This is a genomic window from Microcystis sp. LE19-41.2A, from assembly GCF_027530405.1.
Classification (GTDB): Bacteria; Cyanobacteriota; Cyanobacteriia; order Cyanobacteriales; family Microcystaceae; genus Microcystis; species Microcystis aeruginosa.
On sequence record NZ_JAPZQJ010000645.1, the window covers coordinates 1 to 3,939 of the forward strand.

Sequence of the window (3,939 nt, forward strand, 5' to 3'; positions counted from 1 at the left end):
AAATCCTTATCTGGTAAGAGACTTAATTGATTAGTTCGCTCTAGATCAAAAACAATTGACAAAAATCGCTAAATGCCTTTCTATATAAGGGTTACATCCCTTATAACCCCCGTCTATTGCATAACACCAACCGAAGAGCCAATAGTATTAAGCGATAAGCTCGGAGCTGCCTTTTTACTAAAAAAAATCTCCCCACACCCCACACCCCACACCCCACACCCTACACCCCACACCCTACACCCCACACCCCACACCCACTTTCAAGTCAGATGTGATTGATCAATCGGCAAATACACGGACGCTATCGGGAATAATCGATAGTTTTACCTTTGTACCGATGTCTAATTGGGTGTTAATCGTTGTTCTAGCGTGGATTTGGCTGCCGGTAGCCGTTAGCAGACAATAACGGTATTCCCGCCCCAAAAATTGGCGATCGCAAATAACTAGCTCTCCCGTCTCATCTGGCTTAATTTTGACATCTTCCTCTCTTAGCATCAATTCCCCTTTGTCCAAATCTTGACCATCAGGAATTGTCCAGAGTCCTATCTCGGTTTGCCATTGTTCCCCCTCCCGTCTAGCGGGGAGAAAGTTAGCTTGGGTGACAAACTCGGCCACAAATCGCGAGGCCGGATGACTATAAATTTCTTCGGGATTGTTAATTTGTTCTAATTTTCCTTGACAAAGAACCGCAATTGTGTCACTGATCACCATTGCTTCCTCCCGGTCGTGGGTGACAAAAATGGCCGAGATACCAGTCGCTTTCAGGATATGACGGATCTCGTGCCGTAACCGTTGCCGTACCTGGACATCGAGATTACTTAAAGGTTCATCTAAGAGGATTAAAGAGGGTTTTGGGGCTAAAGCGCGGGCGAGGGCGACTCTTTGCTGTTGTCCTCCCGATAGCTGATGGGGATAACGTTTTTCTAGTCCTTGCAGTCCGACTAAATCTAAAGTTTCCGCCACCCTAGCGTTAATAGCTCTGCTCGATAATTTCTCCCCAGAATTTTTTAACCCGAAGGCGATATTGTCAGCAATGGTTAAATGGGGAAAAAGAGCGTAATCCTGAAAAACCATGCCCGTATTGCGTTTTTCCGGGGGAATAAAGGTTTTTTGGTCGGCAACTATTCGCCCTCCCAATTCAATCACTCCTTGAGATGGTTTTTCAAATCCCGCAATCATCCGCAGTAGAGTGGTTTTACCGCAGCCCGACGGGCCCAATAATCCGAGAATTTCGCCCTCTGTTAAACTAAAACTGATATTATCGACAGCTAGAGTAGGAGAAGCGGGAAAACGCTTGTTAACCTCGGATAAACGCAGAATGACAGACTTTTTCATGGTGGGAAAGACAATCGCCCGGTCGGTGGCGGGGCCATTCACTTAAGAATTATTCCTAATTAGTTCACTATTATTGTTTATAACATCTCAATGCACTAATTAGGAAACTTTCTCAAAAATTTCATGCTCACACCTGAAGATATTATTCTCGTTCCCCGGGGGGCCGAGCATAGCTCAATCCGCCGAGGATTAAGGAAAATCGGCGATTTAGCCCCGCAAATTATCCCGATTAACCTTGGCGCTCCAGAATTCCTCGACAGTTCCTCAGTCTCTGGGCAATCTCTAGAATTTCTTAATAAGCTCACGGGAAAAATTGTGCTGATGGGATTAGCGGGCAGTCTCAGCGATCGCCATCGGGTCGGAGATGGGGTAATCTATCAAGGTTGTGGCGCGGAAACGGGGAATTATTGGCAGTGCGAACCAGAAATAACCGCAGAAATCGCCCAATTAACCGGATATAGTCTTGTTAAAGGTTTAACCAGCGATCGCCTGATTAGCCGATCCGAGGAAAAACGACGTTTAGGACAGGGGGGCTATGAGGTGGTCGATATGGAAGGAGCAAGGATTTTAGCGGCTTTACCGGGGCAAAAAGTGGCAATTGTGCGCGTGATTAGCGATGAGGTGACACAGGATTTACCCGATTTAGCCCCGGCAATTGATAATCAAGGTCAGCTGCTACCATTGCCCCTAGCTCGACAAATGTTAATCCGTCCCATCCCGGCCTTCCATTTGATTCAAGGTTCCCTAAAAGGTTTATCCGTACTAACTCAGGTGGTGCGAAAGTTGTGCGGCAGTAATTTTTAAAAGTTGCTTGCAGATTATTTTTTTTCTGTGCTATAGTGGTTAAGCTAAAATCAAGCGGATGTGGTGGAACTGGTAGACACGCACGTTTGAGGGGCGTGTGGCTTACGCCTTGCGAGTTCGAGTCTCGCCATCCGCATAAACTTTTATCTGCCCTCTGACGAGAATTGCCCTTGTCACCTTGAATGTTGGCAGGATACCACCATTACACCCGTAGGGTCAGTGGGGGAGGAATGCCGGGCAATAGGAAACGCTCGCAGCCCATCGACTCGGGTTGACGGCGAAAAAGAGCGACTCTTCCTTGACGAGCGAGCAACTACCATCGGGGAAAACTTGCCAGGCAAAATCCCACATCCGACAAAAAACCACCGCTAACGGTGGGGGACATGGCATAGTTTTCCTGTGATGCCTAGCTAGGGTTTGCGGCAAAAAGTTTTTCGTGGGGGTAGGGTGTGGGGTGTGGGGTGTGGGGTGTGGGGTGTGGGGTTTTACCCATTTTCAGGTGGTCAATTACCTAATTTTCAGGGAAAAAGTCCCGGAATTTTCCCCCCAATCACTCCAATGGTCGGCACTTTTTGATTGACAAAAGGTCTAAAAGTCTTACCCAACAAGGTTTTTAGACTTTTTCAGCAAGCCCTAAGTTGGTACGAAAAGAGAGGGCAACAAAGCCTGAAACTCCCGACTCCTGACGACCGGCTACTGACTCCTGACTCCTTAACCCCACCAACAAACTTTTTCAGCACACCCCAATTAAGCCCAAAAGAGTTTAATCTCATAGATTCTGAAAGACCCCTAGTGGCAGTAGGAGAAGAGTCTCCTACTGCCGGCAAACTTAAATGATCTCTCAATCTAGATCACTACCACTGGTTTAGCGGCAGCAATGTTGTAACCACTCAGTTGAATGATCGCATCACTAGCGGCTTGGAAACCAGCCGCTCCATTATTGAGAGCGATAAAAGTACCACTTTGACCTGTCACGTTAAAGGCCGCCGCCGTGTTAGCAGCAAAGGCCGCATTAGTCAAGACCAACTGAATCGCCGCTTCGGTTAAAGCAGTAGCTGTGTCTTTCGATGCGGTCAAAGTGATTGGTGCAATAGGCGCAGGGGCATTAATGCTATCAAGACTAGCACCTGTGCCATTGTAGCCTTGAATAACATCAAAGCCACTCAGCAGCGAATCACCGAGGGAATTGTAGGTCAAAGTATCCAATCCCGTGCTTCCCGTTAGGGTATCTTTGCCAAGACCGCCTGTCAGGTTATCATTACCCGCTCCACCGTTGAGATTGTCATTACCCGCTCCACCATCGAGGGAATTAGCCAGAGTATTGCCGATGATGTTGTCGTTGAGGCTACCACCAATAACATTTTCAAAAGCAGTGGCACTAGCTAGGGCGAGAGTGAGATTTCCGGCGGTGACGGTTTGGGCGACGGTACTGCCGAGATTGAGGTTGATGGTTTTAGCTGTGGTCGCCGCAAAGTTGAGGGTATCGATTCCAGAGGCATCAATTAGGAGGTCGCTATTCAAGACCAGATCCGTGTCGAAGAGGTAAGTGTCGTTATCGGCCCCACCATCGAGGGTGTCGTTGCCGCCTAAACCGCTAAGGGTGTCATTACCTCCCACTCCAGCCAGGGCATCGGCAAAGCTTGTCCCGACCAAGTTGTCATTAGCTGAGTTACCATCATTGTCAAGAATGGTGGCCGTAGCCGTGTCGGGTCCACTGATAGTGTAGCCGGCGGGGGCGGTAATTTTGGTGATGATCGTTTCACTGGGATCACTCAAGAGGTCATCTTTGGTGGGCAGAGT

4 protein-coding genes and 1 tRNA gene are annotated in these 3,939 nt (G+C 48.2%); 3 read left to right on the forward strand and 2 right to left on the reverse strand.

Annotation, left to right across the window (positions count from 1 at the left end):
* Positions 1-72: 72 nt before the first annotated feature.
* Positions 73-279: a hypothetical protein gene (locus O9290_RS26445; protein WP_288055638.1), complete on the forward strand. Its 207-nt coding sequence runs from the start codon at positions 73-75 to the stop codon at positions 277-279.
* On the opposite strand, the gene O9290_RS26450 is transcribed toward O9290_RS26445, so the two are convergent.
* On the reverse strand, positions 280-1,335 hold the full coding sequence (locus O9290_RS26450) for an ABC transporter ATP-binding protein (RefSeq protein ID WP_043999417.1): 1,056 nt from the start codon (positions 1,333-1,335) through the stop codon (positions 280-282).
* A 123-nt stretch (positions 1,336-1,458) separates the two neighbouring features.
* On the opposite strand from O9290_RS26450, the gene O9290_RS26455 reads away from it, so the two are divergent.
* Together O9290_RS26455 and O9290_RS26460 are read left to right on the forward strand one after the other, a co-directional pair.
* Positions 1,459-2,139, forward strand: a complete 681-nt coding sequence (locus O9290_RS26455; RefSeq protein ID WP_002762621.1) for a nucleoside phosphorylase-I family protein — start codon at positions 1,459-1,461, stop codon at positions 2,137-2,139.
* A 54-nt stretch (positions 2,140-2,193) separates the two neighbouring features.
* Positions 2,194-2,275: transfer RNA gene (locus tag O9290_RS26460), tRNA-Leu, on the forward strand.
* Between the two features lie 710 nt (positions 2,276-2,985).
* Here the strand turns inward: O9290_RS26460 and O9290_RS26465 are convergent.
* Positions 2,986-3,939: bluetail domain-containing putative surface protein (locus O9290_RS26465; RefSeq protein ID WP_288087707.1), on the reverse strand; the 954-nt coding region annotated here is incomplete at its 5' end.